Origin of the sequence: Hydrogenophaga sp. (genome assembly GCF_026125825.1) — a bacterium.
Classification (GTDB): domain Bacteria; phylum Pseudomonadota; class Gammaproteobacteria; order Burkholderiales; family Burkholderiaceae_C; genus Hydrogenophaga.
This window is the reverse complement of the sequence record NZ_JAHCKK010000027.1, coordinates 25,695-48,731: the sequence shown is the minus strand read 5'-3', so window position 1 is coordinate 48,731 and position 23,037 is coordinate 25,695. Positions and strand designations below refer to the sequence as shown.

Here is a 23,037-nt window from a genome sequence, read left to right as displayed (position 1 = left end):
CACCCTGGTCGGCCGCGCCGAGGCGCGCCTGATCCAGGCCGCGCTGGCCAGCACACGCGGGCGCCGCATCGAGGCGGCGCACAAGCTGGGCATCGGCCGCAACACCATCACCCGCAAGATCCAGGAACTGAACCTGGAGTAGGCCGCGACGGGTTTGGTTCGCCTTGGTGCGGCTGGCTCAGCCCAGCGTCACCACCACCGGCGCGTGGTCGCTTGGCTGGGGGTTCTTGCGCGGAAGCCGGTCGATCTGGCAGGCCGTCACGCGGCCGCGCAGCGCCTCGCTCACCAGAATGTGGTCGATGCGCAGCCCCCGGTTCTTCTGGAAGCCCAGCATGCGGTAGTCCCACCACGAGTAGCTTTTCTCGGGCTGCTCGAACAGGCGGTAGGCATCCGTCAGTCCCAGGTCGAGCAAGGCCTGGAAATGCGCGCGCTCTTCCACCGTGTGGTGGATCGTGTCTTTCAGTCCGACAGGGTCGAACGAGTCGCGGTCTTCCGGCGCCACGTTGAAATCGCCCATCAGCACCAAACGCTGGTGCACCTTCAGTTCTTCCTGCAGCCAGCGGTGCAGCGCCTCCAGCCAGAGCATCTTGTAGGCAAACTTCTCGCTGCCCGGCGCCTGGCCGTTGACGAAATAGCAGTTGACCAGGCGCAGCGGGCCGTCGGGTGTGTCCAGGGTGGCGGCGATCACGCGCGACTGGTCGTCGGTGTGCTGCGGGATGTTGCGCACGATGTCGGTGACGGGGGTGCGGCTGAGGATGGCCACGCCGTTGTAGGTCTTCTGGCCGAAGACGGCGGCGTGGTAACCCGCTTCCTTGAGCGCGTCGTGCGGGAACTTCTCGTCCACGAGCTTGAGTTCCTGCAGTCCCAGCGCATCGACCGGATTGGCGGCCAGCCAGTCCAGCACCTGAGGCAGGCGCACGGAGAGGGAGTTGATGTTCCAGGTGGCGAGTTTCATGGGGGACCCATCGGAATGGTTGGTCAGCGAAATGGTGCGTGCCGGCCGTGCAGCCGGAAGTGCCAAGTATGCGATGAACCGCGGCCCGGCCGCAGGGGGGTGTCACTGCGCGGGAGGGCGCCGCAGGCGTCGGAGGAAGACCCTCATCTCCTTGACCGACTGGTGGTCGCCCTGTTGTTCGGCCACCGCCACGCCTTGGGTCCAGGCCGCTTCGGCCGCGTCCAGGCGCTCGAGGCGGCGAAGCGCCACGCCCAGGAGTTTCCAGGCGGCCGAGTGCCTTGGGTTCTGCGCCGTCGCCTGGGTCAGGTGCAGGGCCGCCGCTTCGGCGTCCTCGTCTCTCAGGCAGGCCTGTCCCAGGCCGAAACGCAGCAGGGCGTTGTCGCGGCCCTGGGCCAGCATCTGCTCGAGGCGTTCGCGCATGGCATCTCCTTAGGGGTGAACGCCCGGCGCGCGGGTGATGCGGCGCGCCAGCCAGGTTGCCAGGGCCGGTGCCAGGGAGAAGCTCGCGAACAGCCAGACCGCGGCAGAGCGCGCGCCGGCCGGGCCACCGGGGTCGCTGAGGCCTGCGGCGTTTGCCACCAGGCCCGCCACCGCAGCGCCGATCGCCATGCCATAGAGCTGGATGGTGGTGATGGCGGCCGATGCCACGCCGCCTTCGCCGGCCGGCGCGAGGTTGAGCACGCGGTTGAGCAGATGAGGCCAGCCGATGCCCACGCCGGCCCCGGCACCGGCCAGGGTCAGGCCGCAAAGCAGCAGGCGAACCCCCGGGCCCAGGTTTTCGCCGACCGGTATCACCACCGCCAGAGCCAGCAGGCTGAGGGTGGTCAGCAGCGGGCCGGCCCGCAGCAGGCGGTCGGCCGTGGTTCCGCCGCGCCCGGACGACAACAGGGAGCCTGCGCTCCAGCCGGCAGCCATGGCCGCGGTGAGGTAGCCCGCCGCGAGCGGCGTCTGGCCGTGCAGCATCTGCAGGAAATAGGGCACGTAGATTTCGGTCGTCATGCCCACCAGCAGCAGCGCCACGATGGCGTACACCGAACCCAGCGGTGAGCCCAGCGCCGTCGCACCTGACGGCAGCAGGCGCACCACCGCCCGACGGTCCACCGCGACGGCGGCGGCGCCCAGCGCCAGGCCACCGGCCACGCCCAGGCCTTGCCACAACAGCAGCGGCGACAGGCTTCCTGCCGCGATCAGCAGCACGGAGCCGGCCAGGAGACCCACTTGCACCAACGGCACCTCCGGTTTCTGCCCGCGGCTCGCGGTGGCACCGGGCGCGGGGCGCAACTGCACCATCACCACCAGGGCTTGCGACAGCGAGATCGGCAGCAGGATCCAGAACGCCCAGCGCCAGTGGCCCGCTTCGGCAAACAGCCCGCCGGCCGCCGGGCCGCACAGCGTGGCAATGCCCCACATGCCGGAGACCAATGCCACCGCGCGCAGCCACAGGGCGGGCTCGAACACGACCCGGATCAGGGCGTAGCTCAGGGCCGCCAGGGTGCCGCCCCCCAGGCCCTGCACGCTGCGGCCGATCAACATCCACCCCATGGTGCCCGCGCTGGCGCACACCGCCGAACCGAGCGCGAACAGGCCCAGCGCCGCCAGGCAGGCGCCGCGTGGCCCGAGCGAGGCCAGCACGCGCACCGAAAGCGCGGCGCCGATGATGGAGGCCACCACGAACAAGGTGGTGTTCCAGGCGTACCAGTCCAGCCCGCCGATGTCCTTCACCACGGAAGGCAGCACCGTGGTGACGATATGCACATTGATCGCGTGCAGGGCAACGCCACCGGTCAGTGCCAGCGCGAGCCAGCCGTTTTTGCCCTTGAGCAGATCACCCCAGGAGGCCGTGGCGGGTAAAGGGGCGGTGAGTGAAGACATGGGCGGTTCTCGACAGTGCGCAGCAGCGCGGCTATTATCCAAGCAATTGTTTGCATATTAGGACCCGGCCATGGTGAATGCAAGTAAACACCCGGAAAACCCAGGTGCATCGCCCACGGCGGAACGCATCCTGTTCCTGATCAAGACCAGGGGGCCGACCGCCACTGCCGACCTGGCGCGTGCGCTGGACCTCACGCCAGAGGCGGCGCGCCTGCAGGTGCTCAAGCTGGTCGCGGCGGGTTGGCTCGAAGGCTTTCAGGAGGCTGCGCTCGGCGTGGGTCGGCCGCGTCAGAGCTGGGCGCTCACCGAGGCGGGCCACCGCCGTTTTCCCGATGCCCATGCGCATCTGACCGTGCAGTTGATCGGCTCGGTGCGGCAGCTGTTTGGCGAGCAGGGGTTGGCGCGCCTGATCTCACAGCGCGAGGCCGATGCCCGCACCCTGTACCAGCAGCGCTGCAACGGCAAAACGCTCGCCAGGCGCCTGGAGCAACTGGCGGCGGTGCGCAGCGAAGAGGGCTACATGGCGCGGGTGGAGCGCGATGGCAAGGACTGGTTGCTGATCGAGGACCATTGCCCGATCTGTGCCGCCGCCCGCAGCTGCCAGGGCTTTTGCCGATCGGAGCTGCAACTGTTCCAGGACATCGTCGGCTGCGACGGCCGCGTCACGCGCGAGCAGCACGTGCTCGCCGGTGCGCCGCGCTGCGTCTACCGCGTGGTGGCCCGGGCGTAGTTGACGAACGCGAACGGCAGGCCGTTGGCGGACGTGTGTGCTTCGCGCGAGGTCTCCCGCCATTCGGGGCCCAGCACCGGTGCGTGGGCATCGCCCTCGAAATCGCGCGCGATGTCGGTGACCACCACGGTCTGGGCCAGCGGCAGGGCGGCGGCGTAAATCTGCGCGCCGCCGATCACCCACGCGTCCGAGCCTGCCGGACACAAAGACACGGCCTCGGGCAGCGAATTCGCACGGGCAGCGCCTTCGGCGTGCCATTGGGCATCGCGCGTGACGACGATGTTGAGCCGCCCCGGCAGCGGGCGGAACTTTGGTGGCAGCGAGTCCCAGGTCTTGCGCCCCATGATCACGGGATGGCCGAGCGTGGTGCGCTTGAAGTGCGCCATGTCCTCAGGCAGGTGCCAGGGCAGGGCGTTGTCCTTGCCGATCACGCCATTGGCGGCGCGCGCGAAGATGAGGTGCAATCGGGTGGTGGGCTGGAGCATGGGGCTATTGTGCCGCCCTGGCTGCCGCGGTCGCGCCGCGCGAGGGCCAGAGGACGCTGGCGATGGCCATCATGACGAATCCGATGGCGGCCCAGTCCTGCCAGTGCGGCACCTCGCCCACGATGAAGGTCGCGCTCAGCGTGCCCACCAGCGGGATCGCCATGACGCTCATGGCGCTCGTGGCCGGAGGCAGGTTGCGCGCCATGCCGAACCAGATCAGCTGGGCCACCCCGTAGTTGATCAAGACGCCATAGAGCAGGCTGATCCACATCGGCGCCGAGAATCCGGCCAGCCGGGGCACCGGTTCCAGCGCGACGGCCAGCGCCCCCACCACCCCGCTGCCCAGCAGCAGCATCCACACCGTGACCACCATGGGAGAGAGCGTGAGGTGGGCGCGGCGGAACTGCAGCGTGCCCACGCCCCAGCAGAAGGCAGCGCCCAGCATCCACGCGATGCCCGTGGGCCGGCCGCTCAGGCTTTGCAGCTCGTGCCACAGCAGCAGCGCGATGGCGGTGCCTGCGCACACCACGGCCGCGCGCACGCGCGGCGTGATGCGCTCGCCGAAGAAGGCCGCGCCGATGAGCACGGTGAAGATCGGCATGGTGAAGCCCAGGATGGCCGCGCGGCCCGAGGCGAGTTCCTGCACGCCGAAGATCGACAGGGTGTGCCAGCCCAGCACATTGGGCAGGCCAAGCCAGGCGATGGCGGCCCATTCGGCGCGCGCAGGGCGCATGCGCTCGCCTTGGCTGGCAACATAGATGAACAGGCCGAGCGCACCCAGCATCATGGTGCTGGCGCGGAAGTAGAGCGGCGTGAGCTCCTGCAGCGAGAGCTTCATCATCGGCCAGTTCACGCCCCACATGATCGTGAGGGCGAGCAGCGCCCAGAGCTGGCGGCGGGTGATCACGTGGCCGAGGGCGGGTGCGGGTTCAGACCGCCACCGGCGCCTTGATGGCCGGGTGGTGCTGGTAGTCCAGGATCTCGAAGTCGTCGAGCTCGTAGTCGAAGATCGATGCGGGGCGCCGCTTGATGCGCAGCGTGGGGTAGGGGAGCGGGGCGCGCGCGAGCTGCGTCTGCACTTGTTCGTGGTGGTTGCTGTAGATGTGGCAGTCGCCGCCGGTCCAGATGAACTCGCCCACGTCCAGGTCGCATTGCTGCGCCAGCATGTGCGTGAGCAGCGCGTAGCTGGCGATGTTGAACGGCACCCCCAGGAAGATGTCGGCGCTGCGCTGGTAGAGCTGGCAGCTCAGCTTGCCGTTGGCCACGTAGAACTGGAAGAACGCGTGACAGGGCATCAGGGCCATCTTGTCGAGGTCCGCCACGTTCCAAGCGCTCACGATGATGCGGCGCGAGTCGGGCTGGGTCTTGAGCTGCTTGACCACCTCGCTGATCTGGTCGATGTGCCGCCCGTCCGGTGTGGGCCAGTTGCGCCACTGAACGCCATACACCGGGCCGAGGTCGCCGTCTTCGCGCGCCCATTCGTCCCAGATGGTGCAGCCGCGTTCCTGCAGCCACTTCACGTTGCTGTCGCCACGCAGGAACCACAGCAGCTCGACGATGATGGCCTTGGTGAACACCTTCTTGGTGGTCACCAGCGGGAAACCTTCATGGAGGTCAAAGCGCATCTGGTGGCCGAACACGCTGGTGGTGCCGGTGCCGGTGCGATCGGTTTTCTGCACGCCCGTGGTGTAGACGTGGCGCATGAAATCTTCGTACTGCGAGCGGATGGGGCGGTCGGTCATGGTGGGAATTGTGCCTGTTTCGGGCCGGGGCCGAGGCGGCTGCGGGCCGAACCCCTGCGCCATAATGGCCCATCACGCCGATGCCCGATGAATCCCAAGACCCTGTCTGAATCGATCGCCGAGCCCGAGATGATCTTCGAACTGGCGCCCGTCGGTTTGATGGTGACCCGTCAGCGCATCATCGAACGCTGCAACCGCGCCATGTCCGAGATGTTCGGCTACCCGGTCAGTGCCCTGGTCGGGCAATCGACCGAGATGCTGTACCCCTCGCACGAAGAGTTCGAGCACATCGGCGAGACCTGGGTGGCCAGCATGCGGCAGAACGGCAACCACCGGGACCAGCGCATCATGCGACATGCCAACGGGCGCATGTTCTGGTGCGCGGTGTCCGGGCGCTCTTTCACGCCGGAGTCGCCCTTCGCGTCGGTGATCTGGGTGTTCGACGACATCAGCGAGGCCCGCCCGGTGAACGCGCCGCTGACCGCGCGCGAGCGCGAGATCGCGGCGCGGGTCATCACCGGCCTGACCAGCAAGCAGATCGCCAAGGACCTCAACGTCAGCCACCGCACGGTGGAGGCGCACCGCTTGCGGCTCATGCGCAAGCTGGACGTGAACTCCACCGGCGAGCTGATCGCGCGCATCCTGGGCATGCCGCCCTCGCCCTGAGCGCGGCTCAGGCGTGCGGCGTGGCCCCGATGAGGATGGCCGCCACGATGCAGGGCTCGGTGCCGCGCACGCTCCAGGAGTGCATGGTCCCGCGCTGCACCAGCACGTCCCCGGCCTTGAGCAGCGTCTCGCCCGTGTCGAGGATGGCGTAGATCTCGCCCTTGAGCACCACGATGTAGTCGATGGTGCTGGTCTTGTGGCGCATGGGGTCGTCCGAATGGGCGTCGGGCGCGTGCCCCGCGCCGATGGACTCGAAGGCCTTGGCCGCGTCGGCGCCCTGCCACATGGTGTCGGGCGGGAACTCCACGATGCGCAGAATGCTGCCCACCTGCGGCGGCTCGAGCTTGACCGGGCGCGCGGCGGCGTCCGCCGTGCCGGTGTTGTCCGCCGGTGCGGTGGTGGTTTCCCACAGGTCGGTCAAGGCAACGCCCGGCATGGACGCCATTTCCTTGATGTTGGGCGCGAGGCCATCCATGATGAAGGTCGAGCGACCCTGGGCATCGTGCCCGGTCACGACGCGGCGGATTCTCCAGGCCATGTGTGTGTCTCCTGTGAAAGTGGTTCTGAAAGGGTCAGTGTTTGGCGTGGTTGCAGTTGGGGCCGCAACCGATCACGTTGCCATGCAGCCGGCGCTGGCGCTCTTCGTAGTGCGCCATGAGTCCGAAGAGCTTGATGGTGTCCGGTGGCGAGGTGTCGCCGCTGAACTCCTGGTACAGGTTGTTGACGGTGACGTAGATGCGCTCCGCGTCGGTCCAGGAGTTGAACTCGCGCAGCGAGATGTCGTCCACGGCCTGTTCCAGCGTCATGCCCTGGTCGTAGCGCTTGCGCGCCTCGGCCTTGACGTACTCCAGGTAGTGCTTGAGCGCGCGCACCCCCGTCTTGTCGGTGATCGGGCCGTGGCCGGGCACCACCACCTCCACGTCCCAGCCCAGCATGAGGTCGCAGGCGCGGATCCAGTTGTCCACCGGGCCTGCCCACACGATGGGGTGGCCGCCGTTGAACAGGATGTCGCCGGTGTAGACGATCTTGTCCTCGGGGATGTAGGCGAGCACATCGCCCTTGGTGTGGGCCGGGCCGACCTCGACCAGCTTCACCGTCTTGTTGCCCACCTTGAGGTCGATCTCGCCACTGAAGGTCTTGGTGGGTGGGGTGTAGACGATGCCGCGGAAATCGAACACGCGGCCCATCGCCTTCATGAGGAATTCGCCGCCGTCGCCGAGTTCCTTGTAGTTGCGGAAGCGGTCGATCAGGGCCTGGGGCGGGTGGGCCAGCATCTCTTCGGCGCAGGCCTGCGAGACGATGATCTCCGAGTCGGCCACCAGCTGGTTGCCGAAGTAGTGATCGCCGTTGGCGTGGGTGTTGACCACCTGCGCGATCTCCTTGGCCTCGGGCACGGCGTTGCGCATGGCATGCAGCATCTCGCGCGTGAGCTTGAGGTCGAACAGGGTGTCGACCAGCAGCGACTCGCCGCTGTCGGTCACCAGGCCCGCGTTGCTCCAGCCCCAGGTGCCGTCGGGCAGCAGCCAGGCGTAATTGCCGTTGCCGATGTCGTGCAGTCCCTTGGTGTATTGCCATTTCATGGTGTGTCTCCTGTGGTGGGGGTGGGTGATGCCGGGTTCAGGGCGTGCGCCAGCGCAGCAGGTGCTGTTCGGCGCGTTGAAGCAGGATGTTGGACACGTAGCCGACCGCGCCAAGGACGATGATCCCGGCGTAGAGGTCTGCGCTGCGGAACGAGCGCGCGGCCAGCGTGATGTTCTGGCCCAGGCCGACGGTGCCGGCCAGCATCTCGGCCACCACCGCGAGGATGAGCGACACCGTCAGGGCCAGCCGAAGGCCCGCGAAGATGTCGGGCAGCGCGTTGGGCAGGGCGATCTTCCAGACCATCTCCAGCCGCGAGAGGTGCAGGATGCGCGCGACCTCCACCAGCCGCGGCTCGATGGTCTTGAAGCCGTGCACGGTGTTGAGCAGCACCGGCCAGAGGGAAGAGAAGGCGATCGCGGTGACGATCATGCGGTCGTTCAGGCCGATCAGCAGAACGAAGACCGGGATCATGGCCGAGGCGGGCAGGGGGCGGATCAGCTCCAGCGTGGGCTCCACATAGGCCCGCACCCGGGGCGAGAGGCCGATCGCCGCACCCAGTGCGACGCCCGCGACCGAGGCGGTCACGAAGCCCAGCACCATGCGCCGCAGCGTCTCGCGAAACGCGAGCCAGAAGTCCGCCGTGCCCATCTGGTCCCACAGCGACTCGAAGCTGCGCAGCGGCGCCGGGAAGAACACCGGCGACACCAGTTCCAGGTGCGCGGCGAGTTGCCACAGGCCGACCAACGCAGCGAGCACGCCCAGGCTGGCGAACCACATCAGGACACCATGCTCTCTTTTCATGACGATTGCTCCGCCCAGTTGCCCATGCGCCCGAACCAGCGCTGCTGCGCGCGCAGCAGCGAGGCATTGAGTGCCCACCCGATCAGGCCGATCCAGCCGATGAAGGCGAACACGCGATCGGGCCGCATGCTCTCTTGCGCGACGATGAGCGCGTAGCCCAGGCCCATCGGGTTGGCCGTGATCTCCACCGTGACCGCCACCACCAGCGAGACCGCGGCCGCCAGCCGAAGGCCGACGAAGATGCGCGGCAGCGCGGCGGGCAACACAATCTTGGTCACGCGCTCGCGCAGGCTCAGGTTGAGCATGCGCGCCACCTCCAGCAGGCGCGGTTCGATGCCGCGCACCGCGCTTTCGGTGATGATGAGCAGCGGCCAGAAGCACGAGAAGGCCACGATGCTGCTCTCCATCTGGAAGCCGTAGCCGTGAATCAGCAGCGCCAGCGGGATCAGCGCCACCGAGGGAATGGGCCGCAGCGCCTCGGTGGACACGCGCATCAGCTGCGACAGGCTGCGCGAGAGACCGAAGGCCACGCCGACCAGGATGCCCGCTGTGGCCCCGACGACCAGGCCGCCCACGGCGCCGCCGAAAGTCTCCAGGGCCGCCTTGAACAGGCTGCCATCGACGACCACACCCACCGCCGCGCGGAAGATCGCGATCGGGGACGACAGGCTCTCGGCCTTGAGCAGCCCGGAGCGGGCCGCGAACTCCCAGAAGATCAGGACCGCCGCCGGGAACAGCACCCCTTTGAACACGCGCACCAGGGTTGCATTCATCTCAGTGCCCCGGTGGCAGGAGGTTGAACAGGCGGTGGCGATAGGCCAGGAAGCGGGCGTCTTCCCTGGTGGTGAGCTGGTTGCGAGGCCGCTCCAGCTCGATGGTCAGCGTCTCCGACAGGCGACCCGGGTGCTTGTCCATGGAGATCACCCGGTCGCCCAGGTAGATCGCCTCCTCCAGGTCGTGCGTGATGAACACCACCGTCACGCCTGCGTCGGCGCACAGGCGGGCCACTTCGTCCTGCAGCGTCTGGCGCGTCATCGCGTCGAGCGCGCCGAAGGGCTCGTCCATCAGCAGCACCTGCGGCGCCTGCGCCATGCAGCGCGCGATCTGCAGGCGTTGCTGCATGCCGCCGGAGAGCTGGATCGGGTAGGCGTCGGCGCGCTCGGCCAGGCCGACCCGTTCCAGCATGTCGCGGATGATGGGCGCGCGCTCGTCCTTGGGCACACGGCGCGCTTCGAGCGCCAGCTCCACGTTGCCGGCCACGGTGCGCCACGGCAGCAGGGCGCGTCCGTAGTCCTGGAACACCACCGCGAGCTCGGGGTCGGGCCCGTCGATCGCGCGGCCCCGGTACAGCACCTGGCCCTCGGTGGGGCTGAGCAGGCCGCCCATCAGGCGCAGCAAGGTGGTCTTGCCGCAGCCCGAGGCGCCGACGATGCAGACGAACTCCTTTTCATGCACCGTGAGCGAGATGTCTTTCAGGATGTTGAGGGAACCGACGGTGAAGTCCAGCCCGCTGACGGACAGGATGGGGGCGATGGCTTGGCTCATGCGTTGAGGTCTTGTGGTCCGGGTGGGAAGAGGGCGCGCGTCACTTGTAGAGCAGCCTGGCCGGATCGACCGGCTTCTTGAGCATGTCCTGCTCCATCAGGATGGAGTTCCATTTGGTGACCACCTCGGGGGTGATCACCGCCTTGAACTTCGGGTCGATGAACTGGGCCTGCACTTCGGGCGGCACGGGGATGTACACCAGCATCGCCTTGCGCACCACGGAGGGGTCTCTGGCCGCCAGCGCCGTGGCTTCGTCGATGGATTTCTTGAAGGCGGCGGCCTGGGCGGGGTTCTCGTTCACCCACTTGCGCGTGGCCACGTGCCACCCGGACTGCGTGTCGCCTTCGAGCTCGCTGATGTAGTACGACACCACGCGCCCGATCTTCGTTTCGACGGCACGGCCCAGGTAAGGGCTGCCGGTGAGCACGGCGTCCACCTGGCCGGAGCGCAGCACGTCCAGCGACGTGGCGAACGCATTCTCGGTGTACGTCACCTTCTTCGGATCGCCGCCGTTCTCGCTCATCCACTTGCGAAACAGCACGTGCAGGAAGGCGTTGAGGCCCGGCGTGGAAACCCGCTTGCCCTCAAAGTCCTTGGCGGTCTTGATCGGGCCATCCGGCCTGACGATCACGCCGATGTCTTCCATGCCCTTGGTGTAGTAGCCGCCTCCGGCCAGCACCACCAGATCGATGCCCGAGTCCACGGCCTGCAATGTGTTGGGGGCCGTGGGCGTGGCGATCTGAAGACTGCCGGCCATGAGGGCCGCTGGCGTGGTGGCCGAGTTCGGCACCAGCTTCATCTCCACATCGAGGCCGTTGCGCTTGAAGATGCCTTCGTTGGCGGCGACGAAGGCGTTGCCGAAGACCGCGGCGCCCGAGTAGCCGTAGACGATCTTCTGGGCCAGGGCGGGCGCCGCGCTGGCCGCACCGATCAGCAGGGCCAGGAGCAGGCGCTGCCAGGCGCGTCGAGGAGGGAATCGCGACATGGTGGTTCTCCGATGCGATGAATGGGCTGGAGCCAACCGGCGTCACTTGTAGATCAGCTTGGCCGGGTCGATCGGCTTCTTGAGCATGTCCTGATCCATCATGATCTTGTTCCAGTTCTGCACCACCTCGGGCGTGATGACCGGGCGGAACTTCGGGTCGGGGAACTTGGCCTGCACCTCGGGCGGGAAGGGGATGTAGACCAGGTTGGCCTTGCGCACCACGCCAGGGTCTTTCTGGGCCAGGGCCGAAGCTTCCTCGATGGCGGCGCGGAAGGCCGCGACCTGCTTGGGGTTGGCATCGGCCCACTTGCGGCTGGCGACGTGCCAGCCCGACTGCACTTCGCCTTCCAGCGCGGCGATGTAGTAGGCGACCACGCGGCCGGCACCGGTCTCCTGCGCACGCGAGAGGAAGGGCTGCACCGCGAGGATGCCGTCGACCTGGCCGTTGCGCAGCACGTCCACGGACTGCGCGAACGCGTTCTCGGTGAAGGTCACCTTCTTGTAGTCGCCGCCGTTCTCGGCCATCCATTTGCGGAACAGCACGTGCAGGAAGGCGTTGAGCCCCGGGGTGGACACCCGCTTGCCCTCGAAGTCCTTGGCGGTCTTGATGGGGCTGTCGGGACGCACCATGATGGCCACGTCTTCCATGCCCTTGGTGTAGTAGCCCCCGCCCGCCAGCACCACCAGATCCAGCCCCTGCTCGACGGCCTGCATGGTGTTGGGCGCGGTCGGCGTGGCGATCTGCAGGCTGCCCGCCATCAGGGCGGCCGGCGTGGTCGCCGAGTTGGGGACCAGTTTCATCTCCACGTCCAGACCGTGCTTTTTGAAGATGCCCTCGTTGGCCGCGACAAAGGCATTGGCAAAGGCGGTGGACGCCGAGAAACCGAACACGATCTTCTGGGCCCAGACGGGGGCCGCCGCCGCACTCAGCAGCGTGGCCACCGCCAGGGGGCGCACAAGGGAACGCAGGGTCGTGATAAAGGTGTGCATGGCTTGTCTCCAGAGGGTTTTAGGGAGGGAACGCCGTCACGGGCTGTCGTGACGGAACACCACACGGTTCTTGAGCACGCCGAGCTTCTGAACCTCCAGCTCGACGACATCGCCGTGTTTCAGGAAACGGCCCAGTTCCAGTCCGCATCCGCTGCCGACCGTTCCTGAGCCGAAGAACTCGCCTGCGTGCAGCGTCTCGTCGCGCGAGGCGTGGACCAGCACGTCTTCGAAACGGTGGTGCATCTCGCCGCTGTTGCCGCGCGACCACTCCTCGCCATTGACGCGCGCGACCATGGTCAGGTCGTAGGGATTGCCGACCTCGTCGGCTGTGACCAGCCACGGGCCGAGCACGTTGCCGGTGTCGAAGTCCTTGCCCTTGGTGGGGCCGAGCGTGCCGCCCATCTCGCGCATCTGCTGGTCGCGCGCGCTCACGTCGTTGAAGATCAGGTAGCCGAAGATGTGCGAGCGCGCGTCTTCCTTGCGGATGTTTTTGCCACCCTTGCCCAGGATGGCGGCGAACTCGAGTTCGTAGTCCAGCATCTGGCAGTACGCGGGGTTGACGATGTCCGTGCCCGTGCCCACCACCGAGAAGCGGTTGCACTTGTAGTAGATCGGCTCCTCGTACCAGATGGGTGGAATCTCCACCTTGGCCGGGTCGCGTTCGCTGTCGGTGGCGCCGAAGAGGTGGCGGTTGGCGCGCGCCTGCCGGAAGTGCTTCTCGAAGCACAGGAAGTCGCGCATCTGGCGCGGTTCGGGCAGTGGCGCGGCCAGCGTCACGTCGGCAAGCGCATGCGTGACGGCGGCCTTGTCCAGCCATTGCCGGGCTTCCTGGAGCGCGGCCTCGCCGCCGTCGATCAGGGCCAGCATGTCGCGCATGGCGGGCGAGGCCGAAGACGCGGTGAAGTCCACCAGGCGCTGCTCGCCCGCGAGCATCGCGCCGATGTGGCGTTGGCCGCCGGGAAGATCGAACGTGACCAGTTTCATGGAAGGGGTCTCCTGTCTTTGGGGGAATCGCCCAGGTCCCGCAGAGCGGTCTTGAGCACTTTGCCGTAGCTGTTCTTGGGCAATTCGTCGAGCAGCAGGTACCGGCGCGGGCGCTTGAAACGCGCGATGCTGGCGAGGCAGAGCGCGTCGAGCTCGCTCGTGTCCAGCGCGTGGCCGGGGCGTGCGACGACGCAGGCCAGCACCTCCTCGCCCCACTCGCTGTGCGGGCGGCCGATCACGGCGACTTCGCGCACGCCGGGATGGCGCAGCAGCACCTCCTCGACCTCGCGCGGGTAGATGTTGGAGCCGCCGCTGATGATCAGGTCCTTGGAGCGGTCCTTGAGCGAGAGGAAGCCGTCGGCATCGATTTCGCCGATGTCGCCGGTGTGCAGCCAGCCGTCGCGCAAGGTCTGGGCCGTGGCTGCCGCGTTGCCCCAGTAGCCCGGCATCACCGGGTCGCCGCGCACCAGGATTTCCCCGGTTTCGCCGCAAGGCAGGGCGGTTCCGTCGGGTTGCGCGATGCGGATCTCCACGCTGCTCTGGGCCACGCCGACGGAGGCCATGCGCTGCGCGTGGCGCGGATGGCCGAGATCGGCCAGGTGTTGCCGCGACAGCGCGGTGATGGCCATGGGGCACTCGCCCTGGCCGTAGATCTGCACGAAGCGCGGGCCCATCACGGCAATGGCCTGCTGGATGTCGGCGGCGTACATCGGGCCCCCGCCATAGACGATGGTCTTGATGCCGTCGCCATCCAGGCCGCGCGCCAGCGCGCTTTCGACCAGCCGCTTGACCATGGTGGGGGCCGCGAACATCGAGACATCGCGCAACTCGCGGGCCAGCGCGAGGATCTCGTCGGGGTCGAAACCGCCGGACTCGGGGATCACGTGGCGCGCGCCGGCCAGCACGTGCGGGATGTTGTAGAGACCGGCGCCGTGCGACATCGGCGCGGCATACAGGCTCGCGTCGTCCGGCCGCACCGTGTCCACGTCGGCGAAATAGCACAGCGTCATCGAGAGCAGGTTGCGGTGGGTCTGCATCACGCCCTTGGGGCGGCCGGTCGTGCCCGAGGTGTAGAACAGCCAGGCGATGTCTTCGGGCGCGCGGTGCACCGGTGCCATGGTGTCGTCCGCGAGCAGGGACAGGTAGCCGGCGCCGTTCACGTCGATGGCGACCGCCGGGTCGGTTTGCAGGTCCGTGCCCAGGTCGGCCGAGGTGAACAGTGCGCGCGCGCCGCTGTCGGCCAGGATGTACTCGACCTCGCGCGCATGCAGTTTGTGGTTGATCGGCACCACCACCAGGCCGGCAAACCAGGCCCCGTACAGCACCTCCAGGTACTGCGGGCAGTTGTGCAGCAGCAGGGCGACGCGTTCGCCGGGCTGCAGGCCCAGGCGGCGCGACAGGCTGGTGCCCAGCGTGGCGGCGCGGCGCGCCAGCTCCCGGTAGTCGCAGCACACACGCGCACCCAGCAACACGGCATCCCGGTCGGGGAAGGTTCGGGCCGAACGCACGAGCAGCTGCGCGATGTTCATGAAGCTTCGTCTCCTGTGACCATGCCCGGGTGCTGTGGCGCATGGCTTGTGATTCGAAAATTCTAGGAACGCGCCTGGGCGCCCGATAGTCGTAGGACTACCTCATGGGGTTACTACTGATCCGAGCGCGCGCCGCGCTCGCAAGGCCTGCCCGGCGGCCGCTCAGGGGCGCACGGACGCGATGCCGGGCAAGGCCGGCGACGGCGCGGTGATGCGCTCGTCAAAGGGGTGCTGCTGCAGGGCGAAGATCTGCTGGATGCGCTTGATGTAGCCCTGCGTTTCGGGGAAGGGCGGCACGCCGCGGTAGCGGTCCACCGTGCCTTCGCCCGCGTTGTAGGCGGCCAGCACCAGCGACACATTGCCCTTGAAGTACGCCAGCAGCCACTGCAGGTACGACAGGCCACCGCGGATGTTCTGCTCGGGGTCGAAGGGCTTGTTCACCCGGAAGCGCGCGGCGGTTTCGGGGATGAGCTGCATCAGGCCCTGGGCGTTCTTGTCCGACAGGGCGTGCACATTGAAATTGGACTCCGCCTTGATCACGGCGAAGGCCAGGCCGGGCTCGATGCCGAATTGCGGCGCGAGCTTGTAGACGATCTTCATGATGCGCTGCTGCTCGGGCGTGTTGACCCAGTCGCGGTAACGCGTGACCACCGCGTCGGCTTCGGCGCTGAGCCGTTCCTGCTCGGCGCGTTGCTGCTCAGCCCGCTCGGCCTGCAGCACGCAGTCGGGCTTGTCGGCCGGCGTATCCAGGCGCTTGAACATCGCCTCGGCCTGGGCATCGCCCAGCAGGGCCGCGCGCGCGAACCAGTGGGCGGCATAGCCGTCGTTCCGTGGTGTGCCGCGGCCATTGGCGTAGAGCCAGCCCAGGTTGTAGGCCGAGACTGCGTCCCCCGCCAGCGCGGCGCGGCAATAGAGCGCGATCGCGGCGTGGGTGTCGCGCGCCACGCCCTCGCCGTGTTCGTAGGCCAGCGCCTGCTCCCGCCAGGCCTGCCGCTGGCTGGCCTCGACCGCGTGCGCCCAGCCCGTGGCGGCCAGTGCGCACACGAGCAGCAAGCGGACGGGGCGGCGGAGGTTCATGGCGAGGTGAGCACGCGGCCAGGGTTCAGGAGGTGTTGAGGATCGAGCGCCTGCTTGATGGCGCGCATCAGGCCCAGGGCAACCGGGTCCTTGTAGTGCGGCAGGTGGGTGACCTTGAGGCTGCCCACGCCGTGTTCGGCACTGATCGACCCATCGTAGCGCGCCACCGCGTCGAAAACCAGGGTGTTCACGCGCGTTTCCTGCTCATTCAGGAATTTTTTGGCATCTCCACCGGCCGGCGCCTGCACGTTGTAGTGCAGGTTGCCGTCGCCCAGGTGGCCAAAGTTCACCAGGCGAACGCCGGGCATCTCGCGCTGCAGCAAAGCGTCGGTCTCGGCGCAGAAGGCGGGGATGCGCGAGACCGGGATGCTGATGTCGTGCTTGATGTTCAGACCCTCCTCGGCCTGGGCCAGCGGAATGCTCTCCCGGATGTGCCACAGGCCGCGCGCCTGCGAAATGCTCTCGGCCACCACCGCGTCGCTCACCAGGCCCTGCTCGAAGGCGGTCTCCAGCAGGCGCTCGAACTGGGCGCGCGCATGCTCCTCGGACTCGCTGTCGCTGTTCTCCAGCAGCACGCAATAGGGGCTCTCTTTCCAGAGTGGCACCCGCAGGTCGGGGAAATGGCGGTCGACCAGGCTCAAGGCGAACTGGCCCATCACCTCGAAGCCGGTCAGGCCGGCGCCCAGGTGCTGGTGCGCCAGGCCCAGCAGCGCCACGGCAGCGTCCAGGGTGGGCACGGCGGCCCAGGCGGTGAGCTGGGCCGCGGGCAGCGGGTAGAGCTTGAGCGTGGCCGCGGTGATCACGCCCAGCGTGCCCTCGCTGCCAATGAACAGATCGCGCAAGTCGTAGCCGGTGTTGTCCTTGCGCAAGCCGGTGAGGCCCTGCCAGACCTCGCCCTGCGCGGTCACCACCTCCAGGCCCAGGCAGAGTTCGCGCGCGTTGCCGTAGCGCACCACCTGGGTGCCGCCAGCGTTGGTGGCCAGATTGCCGCCGATCGTGCAGCTGCCCTCGGCCGCCAGGCTCAGGGGAAACAGAAAGCCGGCGTTCTCGGCCGCTTCCTGCAGCGACTGCAGCACGCACCCCGCCTCCACCGTCATGGTGAGGTTGGCCCCATCGATGGCGCGCACGGCGTTCATGCGAGTCAGGCTGAGCACCACCTGGGTGCCGGACCCATCGGGCACCGAGCCCACCACCAGGCCGGTGTTGCCGCCCTGGGGCACGATGGCCGCGCCGGCGCGCGCGCAGGCGCGCACCACGGCGGCCACCTCGGCCGTGCTGCCCGGGCGCACCACGGCAAGCGCGCGGCCCTGCGCGCGCTTGCGCCAGTCGTTTTCCCACGCGGAGAGGTCGGCGGCCGGGTCTTCGTGTGTGAGCACCTGGGCCGGCCCCACGGCCGCGCGCAGCGCCTCCAGCAAGGTGGCGGCCGCTGGCGCTTCTTCTCCCGGCAAGCTGGCTGGGGAGCGGCCTGGCGCGGTGCTCATGGCTGGGCCACGCGGGATTCGGCCGCGGCGGTCGAACTGGCCACATCGGCGGCCACGGCTTCCTTGCCGGCGGCGCGCAGGCGCATGCGCACATGCAGTGCGCAAGCCGCGAAAAGGGCGATGCACAGCAGCACCTGCAGCCAGGCCAGCCACATCGAGGTGCCGGACTCGCTGGTGGCGCGCACCGCGCCCTCGGTGAAATACAGCCACACCAGCAGGCTGACCCAGCGGTAGGTGTACATGCGGTTCTTCAACAGGCCGGCCAGCGGCACGGTCAGCGGCAACACCTTGATGGCCCACCAGGAGCCTCCTTCGCGCAGCGGCGCGAGCCACAGCTCCCACGCCAGGCCGAGCAGGATGAGGCCCAGCAGGCTGCCCACGGCGAGCCAGCGGGTGCCGCGCACGGCAAAAGGGGTGTCCAGGGCGCTGGAAAGCGGGGCAGAAGAGGGCATGGAGGAGCTGGGGGGACAGGGGCGGGAGGGCAGGTGGCATGATACCGGGATGACCCTCAAAGAGCGCCTGCGGGCCCTTGAAACCCTGGCGCGCGCGTTGTGGCGCGACGCCCTGAAATTCCCGTGGCGCACCACGGCACTGACGCTGCGCGAGCGCTTCCGCGAGGACCGGCTGGGCATCACCGCCAGCTCGCTGACCTTCACCACCACCATCTCGCTGGTGCCGCTGTTCACCGTCGCGCTGGCGATCTTCAGCGCCTTCCCGATGTTCGATCGCCTGCAGGTCACCCTGCAGCGCTGGCTGGTGCAGAGCCTGGTGCCGCCGGACATCGCCAAGCAGGTGTTCAGCTACCTCAACCAGTTCGCCAGCAAGGCCGGCCAGATGGGCTGGGCTGGCGCGCTGGTGCTGCTGGTGACGGCGCTGGCCCTGATCCTGACCATCGACCGCAAGCTCAACGACATCTGGCGCGTGCGCCAGCCCCGTTCGCTGACGCAGCGCGTGCTGGTGTACTGGGCCGTGCTCACCCTGGGTCCGCTGCTGCTGGCGGGCAGCCTGGCGGCCACGTCCTACGCCGTCACGGCCTCGCGCGGCGTGGTCTCGGGCCTGCCGGGGGGCGTGCGATTCCTGCTCGATGCCTCCCAGTTCGTGCTGCTCACCGGCGGCCTGGCCGCGCTCTACCGCTACGTGCCCAACACCCGGGTGCGCTGGAGCCACGCGCTTTCGGGCGCCCTGTTCGTCGGCGTGGGGCTGGAGCTGGCCAAGAAGGTGCTGGCGTGGTACCTGACCCAGGTGCCCACCTACTCGGTCGTTTACGGCACCTTCGCCACCGTGCCGATCCTGCTGGTGTGGTTCTACGTGGCCTGGGTGATCGTGCTGCTGGGGGCGGTGGTTGCGGCCTATCTGCCCAGCCTGCTCTCGGGCATTGCGCGGCGCAGCGACACGCCAGGCTGGAGTTTCCAGCTCGCGCTGGAGGTGCTGGAGCAGCTGAACGTGGCGCGCGACACCGCGCCCAAGGGCCTGAGCCTGGAGGCCCTGGCCCAGGTGCTGCGGGTGGATGCGCTGCAGCTGGAGGAATCGGTGGCGGTGATGGTCAGGCTGGACTGGCTGGGCCGGCTCGATGAAGACGGCGAGCGCTACGTGCTGCTGATCGACCCGGCCATGACGCCGGTGGCGCCGCTGGTGGAGCGGCTGCTGCTCGCGCACCAGCCACACACCGCGCGCTTCTGGTCCGAGAGCCGCTGGATGGACCTCTCGGTGGCGCAGGCCATCTCGACCACGCCGGCCCTGCCCGGCGGTTCGAGCGAGGTGGTGGGGGAGGCCTCGATCGCGTCGGGCTGAGGCCTGCCCTCAGGCCGCGGCAAACGGCGCGCGCAGAAATCCGCGGAACCGCGCCCGCCCGCCGCGCGTGGGCGCCTCGGTCAGCCGGTAGCCGGGGAAACGCCGCAGGAAGCGCCCGATGGCGATGCGTCCCTCCAGCCGCGCCAGGCTCAGGCCCGCGCACTGGTGAATACCGAAACCGAACGCCAGGTGCTTGTTGCCTTCGCGAGCGAGGTTCAACACCTCGGGGTCGGCGAACTGCGCCGGGTCGCGGTTGGCCGCGCCGATGCACAGCGTCACCAGCGTGCCGGCCGGCAGGTCCACGCCGCCCACCTGCGTGTCCTGGACCGCGCGCCGGTTGCCGAGCTGGTTCGACGACTCGAAGCGCAGGAATTCATCCACCGCACGGCTGAGCACGGCCTCCTCGGCGGCGGCATCGCCCGCTGCGGCCTGCAGGTCGCGCAGCAGGCCCGCGCGGGCCTCGGGGAACTCCTGGAGCGAGATCAGGCCGTTGCCGATCAGGTTGGTGGTGGTCTCGTGGCCGGCATTGAGCAGGAAGATGCAGTTCTGCAGCAGCTCCACCTCGCTGAGTTGCTCGCCGTCGGTCTCGCCCTGAATGAGGCGGGTGAGCACGTCGCGCTCCGGGTCGCCCGGTCGCTGGCGGCGCGCGGCCACCAGTCTGCGCAGGTAGGCCGTCATTTCGGTCACAGCCCGGTTGCCGCTGGCCTGCTGCTGGGGCGTGAGGGTGGGTTCCAACGCGCCCAGGATCGCGAGCGACCAGGCGCGCAGCGGGCCCCGGTCCGCGTGCGGCACGTCCAGCAGGTTGCCGATGATCTCCACCGGAATGGCCGAGGCGAAATCCTCGATCAGGTCGCCGCCACCGCGCGCGTCCAGCTCGTCGAGCAGCTGGTCCACCAGCATGATCAGGCCGGGCTCCATCTCGGCGATCGCGCGGCGCGTGAGTGCGCCCATGATGAGCCGGCGCACGCGGGTGTGCAGCGGCGGGTCGTTGAACACCAGGCTGGTGGTGTGGTGCTCGAACAGGGCCGAGTCCGCGCCGTACTTGGGCGCGAACTCCACGTGCTTGTCGGAGCTGAAGGCCTGCGCGTCGCGGTACACCGCCATCAGATCGGCGCAGCGCGTGAGGAACACCGAGCCGTCGGGCATGCGCCGCACCGGCTGGTGTTCCCGCAGCGCGGCGTACACCGGGTACGGGTTGGCGAGGAAGTCGGCGGGCAGGGCGCGCAGGTCGAAGTGCTCGGCGATCTCCTGTGCGCGGGCGGCGGTCATGGGCGGCGTGATCGGGGGCGTCATGGTGTGCGCATTGTGGCAGCGCCAGGGCATGGACGAAATGGGCTTGCAATCCCGAGGCGGCGGCGTAGCATGGATCGCGCCCCTGTTCACCTGAGGAGTTGCCATGTCCCAGCGTCCCCTGCGCGGCGTGCTGATCGCTGCGATCCTGCTCTTCCTGCTGGTCGTCTCTCTGGTGGCGGCAGTGCCGCTGCGCCAGGCCTCGGCCCAGTCCAAGAACATCATGGAAGCGCCGGCCTGCCAGTGCTCGGCGCCCACGTCCGTGGTGTCGGGCGGCACCCGCCTCGTGCACTGCGTCTGCGGCGGCATGTCCTGCGTGATGAGCGTGCCGCCAAGTGGCGGCAAGGACACCGGCCAGCTGCAGTGCGTGAAGTAGCCGCCAGGAGGGCGGCGCTTCAGCGGTTCAGGAAATCGCGGATCGCGAAGAGCGTGGCGTCGGGCGTTTCGGTCATCTGGTGGTGGCCCACCGGCAGCGTGGCGATGCTCACCGCCTTGCCCGCCGTGCGCGCGGTCTGCACCAGCAACTGGGCGGCCTTGGGGTTCGTCATCTGGTCCTGCCCGCCGAGCACGAACAGCACCGGGCAGGTGATCTGCGCCATGGCCTCTTCGCCGCCGGCATAGCGGTCACAGGCCACGAAGCCGCGGTGGAACACGTTGACCCGGGCGTTGCTGCGCAGCACGCGCCGGCCCAGCGCCATGCTCGAACCGTAGACCCAGGTGCCCGGGCCGAGCGCGGAGGGCGGCGCGGCCAGGGTGCTGCGGCTGAACACATTCACCATCGTGAGCGCCTTCTCGGGCTCGTTGAGCGACGCCTCGATCAGCGCGGGTGACACCTTCATGGGATAGGCCGTGCCCACCAGCACCAGGTGGCTCACGCGCTCCTTGAGGCGCGCGGCCGATTCGAGCGCGATCAGCGAACCCCAGCTGTGGCCCACCAGCGCGGCCTTCTGCACGCCTGCGGCGTCGAGCAGGGCGGCCACGAAGCCGGCGGCTTCTTCCACCGAGGCGGGGGCGTCACCTTCGCTCTTGCAGTGGCCGGGCAGGTCCACCGCCAGCACATTCCAGCCATGGTGGGCCAGGTAGCGGCTCTGAAGGATCCACACGCTGTGGTCGTTGATCACGCCATGGATGAAGACCACGGTGGGCTTGGCGGCATCGAACGGCTTGCCGCCGGTGTAGCAGTAGGTGCTGGCGCCATTGACTTGCAGGTACATGCTCAGGCCCCCGCTTTCTCGGCCGCCTTGAGCGCGCGCTTGAGGTCGTCGATGAGATCGTCCGGGTCCTCCAGGCCGATGGACAGGCGGATCGTGCCCGGGCCGATGCCGCCAGCGGCCAGCGCCTCATCGCTCATGCGGAAATGCGTGGTGCTGGCCGGGTGGATCACCAGCGAACGGCAGTCGCCCACGTTGGCCAGGTGGCTGAAGATCTTGAGCGCCTCGATGAAGGCCTTGCCCTGGGCGCGGCTGCCTTTGATGTCGAAGCTGAACACCGAGCCCGCGCCTTTGGCGCCAAAGCGCAGCAGTTTCCCGGCCAGCGCGTGGCTGGGGTGGCTCTCCAGCAGCGGGTGGCCCACACGGCCCACCAGCGGGTGGCTGGCGAGGAATTGCACCACCTTCTCGGTGTTGCCCATGTGGCGGTCCATGCGCAGCGACAGCGTCTCGATGCCCTGCAGGATCAGCCAGGCGCTGTGCGGGCTCATGCAGGCGCCGAAATCGCGCAGGCCCTCGCGGCGCGCGCGCAGCAGGAAGGCGCCCACGGTGCTCTCCTCGCTGAACACCATGTTGTGAAAGCCTTCGTAGGCCTCGGTGAGCTCGGGGAATTTGCCCGACTTCTCCCAGTCGAAACTGCCCGCGTCGACCACCACGCCACCGATGACAGTGCCGTGGCCGCTGAGGAACTTGGTGGCCGAGTGGTAGACGATGTCGGCGCCCAGCTCGAACGGTTTGACGAGGTACGGCGTTGTCAGGGTCGAGTCCACCAGCAGGGGCGCGCCGGCCTCGTGCGCGATCTGCGCGACGGTGGGGATGTCCAGCACGTCCAGGCCCGGGTTGCCCACGGTCTCGCCGAAGAACAGCTTGGTGTTGGGCCGCACGGCCGCGCGCCAGCCGTCGATGTCGCCCGGTTTGACGAAGGTGGTCTCGATGCCGAAACGGCGCATCGTGTAGTGCAGCAGGTTCTGGCTGCCGCCATACAGCGCCGTGCTGGCCACGATGTGCGAGCCCGCGCCCATCAGCGTGGCCACGGCCAGGTGCAGCGCGGCCTGGCCGCTGGCGGTGGCGATGGCGCCGATGCCGCCCTCCAGCGCGGCCATGCGCTGCTCCAAGACGGCGTTGGTCGGGTTGCTGATGCGGCTGTACACGTGGCCCGCGCGCTCCAGGTTGAAGAGGGCGGCGGCGTGGTCGCTGGACTCGAAGACGAACGAAGTCGTGAGGTGGATGGGCACGGCGCGCGCGCCGGTGGTGGGGTCGGGGGAGGCGCCCGCGTGCAGCGCGAGGGTGTCGAAGCCGGGATCGGCGTAGCCGGACATAGGGTC

The 23,037-nt window shown here is 68.5% G+C and carries 26 protein-coding genes; 5 read left to right on the top strand and 21 right to left on the bottom strand.

The window, feature by feature from the left end; all coding sequences use genetic code 11:
• The coding region (locus KIT86_RS11345; RefSeq protein WP_297398368.1) for a helix-turn-helix domain-containing protein at positions 1-142 on the top strand (142 nt) is incomplete at its 5' end.
• A gap of 36 nt (positions 143-178) precedes the next feature.
• Here KIT86_RS11345 and xth read toward each other — a convergent pair.
• The 3 genes from xth to KIT86_RS11330 all read right to left on the bottom strand — a co-directional run bounded on the left by xth (position 179) and on the right by KIT86_RS11330 (position 2,827).
• The gene (xth, locus tag KIT86_RS11340) at positions 179-955 is read right to left on the bottom strand and encodes an exodeoxyribonuclease III (protein ID WP_297398366.1); all 777 of its coding nucleotides are present in this window, start codon (positions 953-955) and stop codon (positions 179-181) included.
• 102 nt (positions 956-1,057) lie between these two features.
• Positions 1,058-1,375, bottom strand: coding sequence for a tetratricopeptide repeat protein (locus tag KIT86_RS11335; protein ID WP_297398364.1), 318 nt, complete (start codon positions 1,373-1,375; stop codon positions 1,058-1,060).
• A 9-nt stretch (positions 1,376-1,384) separates the two neighbouring features.
• Complete coding sequence (locus KIT86_RS11330) at positions 1,385-2,827, bottom strand: MFS transporter (RefSeq protein WP_297398362.1); 1,443 nt, start codon at positions 2,825-2,827, stop codon at positions 1,385-1,387.
• A 70-nt stretch (positions 2,828-2,897) separates the two neighbouring features.
• Between KIT86_RS11330 and KIT86_RS11325 the strand changes: the two genes are divergently transcribed.
• A complete protein-coding gene (locus tag KIT86_RS11325; protein WP_297398360.1) occupies positions 2,898-3,557 on the top strand; it encodes a transcriptional regulator in 660 nt (219 codons plus the stop codon).
• Here the strand turns inward: KIT86_RS11325 and KIT86_RS11320 are convergent.
• Genes KIT86_RS11320 through KIT86_RS11310 form a run of 3 tightly spaced genes read right to left on the bottom strand, consistent with a single transcriptional unit; the run spans position 3,533 to position 5,784 of the window.
• Positions 3,533-4,042: a dihydrofolate reductase gene (locus KIT86_RS11320; protein WP_297398358.1), complete on the bottom strand. Its 510-nt coding sequence runs from the start codon at positions 4,040-4,042 to the stop codon at positions 3,533-3,535. The genes KIT86_RS11325 and KIT86_RS11320 overlap by 25 nt on opposite strands.
• 4 nt (positions 4,043-4,046) lie before the next feature.
• Entirely contained in the window at positions 4,047-4,949 is a 903-nt protein-coding gene (locus KIT86_RS11315) for a DMT family transporter (protein WP_297398356.1), read from the bottom strand.
• A gap of 22 nt (positions 4,950-4,971) precedes the next feature.
• Positions 4,972-5,784, bottom strand: coding sequence for a thymidylate synthase (locus KIT86_RS11310; protein ID WP_297398354.1), 813 nt, complete (start codon positions 5,782-5,784; stop codon positions 4,972-4,974).
• An 87-nt stretch (positions 5,785-5,871) separates the two neighbouring features.
• Here KIT86_RS11310 and KIT86_RS11305 point away from each other — a divergent pair, with 87 nt between their 5' ends.
• Positions 5,872-6,450, top strand: a complete 579-nt coding sequence (locus KIT86_RS11305) for a PAS and helix-turn-helix domain-containing protein (protein WP_297398352.1) — start codon at positions 5,872-5,874, stop codon at positions 6,448-6,450.
• A 7-nt stretch (positions 6,451-6,457) separates the two neighbouring features.
• On the opposite strand, the gene KIT86_RS11300 is transcribed toward KIT86_RS11305, so the two are convergent.
• The 12 genes from KIT86_RS11300 to KIT86_RS11245 all read right to left on the bottom strand — a co-directional run bounded on the left by KIT86_RS11300 (position 6,458) and on the right by KIT86_RS11245 (position 17,875).
• Entirely contained in the window at positions 6,458-6,988 is a 531-nt protein-coding gene (locus tag KIT86_RS11300) for a cupin domain-containing protein (protein WP_297398350.1), read from the bottom strand.
• Between the two features lie 34 nt (positions 6,989-7,022).
• Positions 7,023-8,030, bottom strand: a complete 1,008-nt coding sequence (locus KIT86_RS11295; RefSeq protein ID WP_297398348.1) for an MBL fold metallo-hydrolase — start codon at positions 8,028-8,030, stop codon at positions 7,023-7,025.
• Between the two features lie 37 nt (positions 8,031-8,067).
• Positions 8,068-8,832 (bottom strand): ABC transporter permease, encoded by a 765-nt coding sequence (locus KIT86_RS11290; protein ID WP_297398346.1) that lies wholly within the window; start codon positions 8,830-8,832, stop codon positions 8,068-8,070.
• A complete protein-coding gene (locus KIT86_RS11285) occupies positions 8,829-9,605 on the bottom strand; it encodes an ABC transporter permease (protein ID WP_297398344.1) in 777 nt (258 codons plus the stop codon). Before KIT86_RS11285 ends, KIT86_RS11290 begins: the two co-directional genes overlap by 4 nt.
• A gap of 1 nt (position 9,606) precedes the next feature.
• Positions 9,607-10,377 (bottom strand): ABC transporter ATP-binding protein, encoded by a 771-nt coding sequence (locus KIT86_RS11280; RefSeq protein WP_297398341.1) that lies wholly within the window; start codon positions 10,375-10,377, stop codon positions 9,607-9,609.
• Positions 10,378-10,417: 40 nt separating this feature from the next.
• A complete protein-coding gene (locus tag KIT86_RS11275; protein ID WP_297398339.1) occupies positions 10,418-11,362 on the bottom strand; it encodes an ABC transporter substrate-binding protein in 945 nt (314 codons plus the stop codon).
• 42 nt (positions 11,363-11,404) lie between these two features.
• Complete coding sequence (locus KIT86_RS11270; protein WP_297398336.1) at positions 11,405-12,352, bottom strand: ABC transporter substrate-binding protein; 948 nt, start codon at positions 12,350-12,352, stop codon at positions 11,405-11,407.
• A 36-nt stretch (positions 12,353-12,388) separates the two neighbouring features.
• Entirely contained in the window at positions 12,389-13,336 is a 948-nt protein-coding gene (locus KIT86_RS11265; RefSeq protein ID WP_297398334.1) for a fumarylacetoacetate hydrolase family protein, read from the bottom strand.
• Positions 13,333-14,865 carry a class I adenylate-forming enzyme family protein gene (locus tag KIT86_RS11260; RefSeq protein WP_297398331.1) on the bottom strand — a complete coding sequence of 511 codons (1,533 nt, stop codon included), beginning with the start codon at positions 14,863-14,865 and terminating at the stop codon, positions 13,333-13,335. Before KIT86_RS11260 ends, KIT86_RS11265 begins: the two co-directional genes overlap by 4 nt.
• 162 nt (positions 14,866-15,027) lie before the next feature.
• Positions 15,028-15,942 (bottom strand): lytic transglycosylase domain-containing protein, encoded by a 915-nt coding sequence (locus KIT86_RS11255; RefSeq protein WP_297398329.1) that lies wholly within the window; start codon positions 15,940-15,942, stop codon positions 15,028-15,030.
• Positions 15,939-17,423 (bottom strand): FAD-binding oxidoreductase, encoded by a 1,485-nt coding sequence (locus KIT86_RS11250; protein ID WP_297398327.1) that lies wholly within the window; start codon positions 17,421-17,423, stop codon positions 15,939-15,941. The genes KIT86_RS11255 and KIT86_RS11250 overlap by 4 nt, the downstream gene beginning before the upstream one ends.
• Positions 17,420-17,875, bottom strand: coding sequence for a DUF2069 domain-containing protein (locus KIT86_RS11245; RefSeq protein WP_297398325.1), 456 nt, complete (start codon positions 17,873-17,875; stop codon positions 17,420-17,422). Before KIT86_RS11245 ends, KIT86_RS11250 begins: the two co-directional genes overlap by 4 nt.
• Before the next feature lie 49 nt (positions 17,876-17,924).
• Here KIT86_RS11245 and KIT86_RS11240 point away from each other — a divergent pair, with 49 nt between their 5' ends.
• Positions 17,925-19,214 (top strand): YihY family inner membrane protein, encoded by a 1,290-nt coding sequence (locus KIT86_RS11240; protein WP_297398323.1) that lies wholly within the window; start codon positions 17,925-17,927, stop codon positions 19,212-19,214.
• Between the two features lie 9 nt (positions 19,215-19,223).
• Here KIT86_RS11240 and KIT86_RS11235 read toward each other — a convergent pair whose 3' ends face one another.
• Positions 19,224-20,507 (bottom strand): cytochrome P450, encoded by a 1,284-nt coding sequence (locus KIT86_RS11235; protein ID WP_297398320.1) that lies wholly within the window; start codon positions 20,505-20,507, stop codon positions 19,224-19,226.
• A gap of 103 nt (positions 20,508-20,610) precedes the next feature.
• Between KIT86_RS11235 and KIT86_RS11230 the strand changes: the two genes are divergently transcribed.
• Positions 20,611-20,880 carry a hypothetical protein gene (locus KIT86_RS11230; protein WP_297398318.1) on the top strand — a complete coding sequence of 90 codons (270 nt, stop codon included), beginning with the start codon at positions 20,611-20,613 and terminating at the stop codon, positions 20,878-20,880.
• Between the two features lie 19 nt (positions 20,881-20,899).
• Here KIT86_RS11230 and KIT86_RS11225 read toward each other — a convergent pair whose 3' ends face one another.
• The gene (locus KIT86_RS11225) at positions 20,900-21,718 is read right to left on the bottom strand and encodes an alpha/beta hydrolase (protein ID WP_297398316.1); all 819 of its coding nucleotides are present in this window, start codon (positions 21,716-21,718) and stop codon (positions 20,900-20,902) included.
• Positions 21,719-21,720: 2 nt separating this feature from the next.
• On the bottom strand, positions 21,721-23,031 hold the full coding sequence (locus KIT86_RS11220) for an O-acetylhomoserine aminocarboxypropyltransferase (protein ID WP_297398313.1): 1,311 nt from the start codon (positions 23,029-23,031) through the stop codon (positions 21,721-21,723).
• Positions 23,032-23,037: the final 6 nt, after the last annotated feature.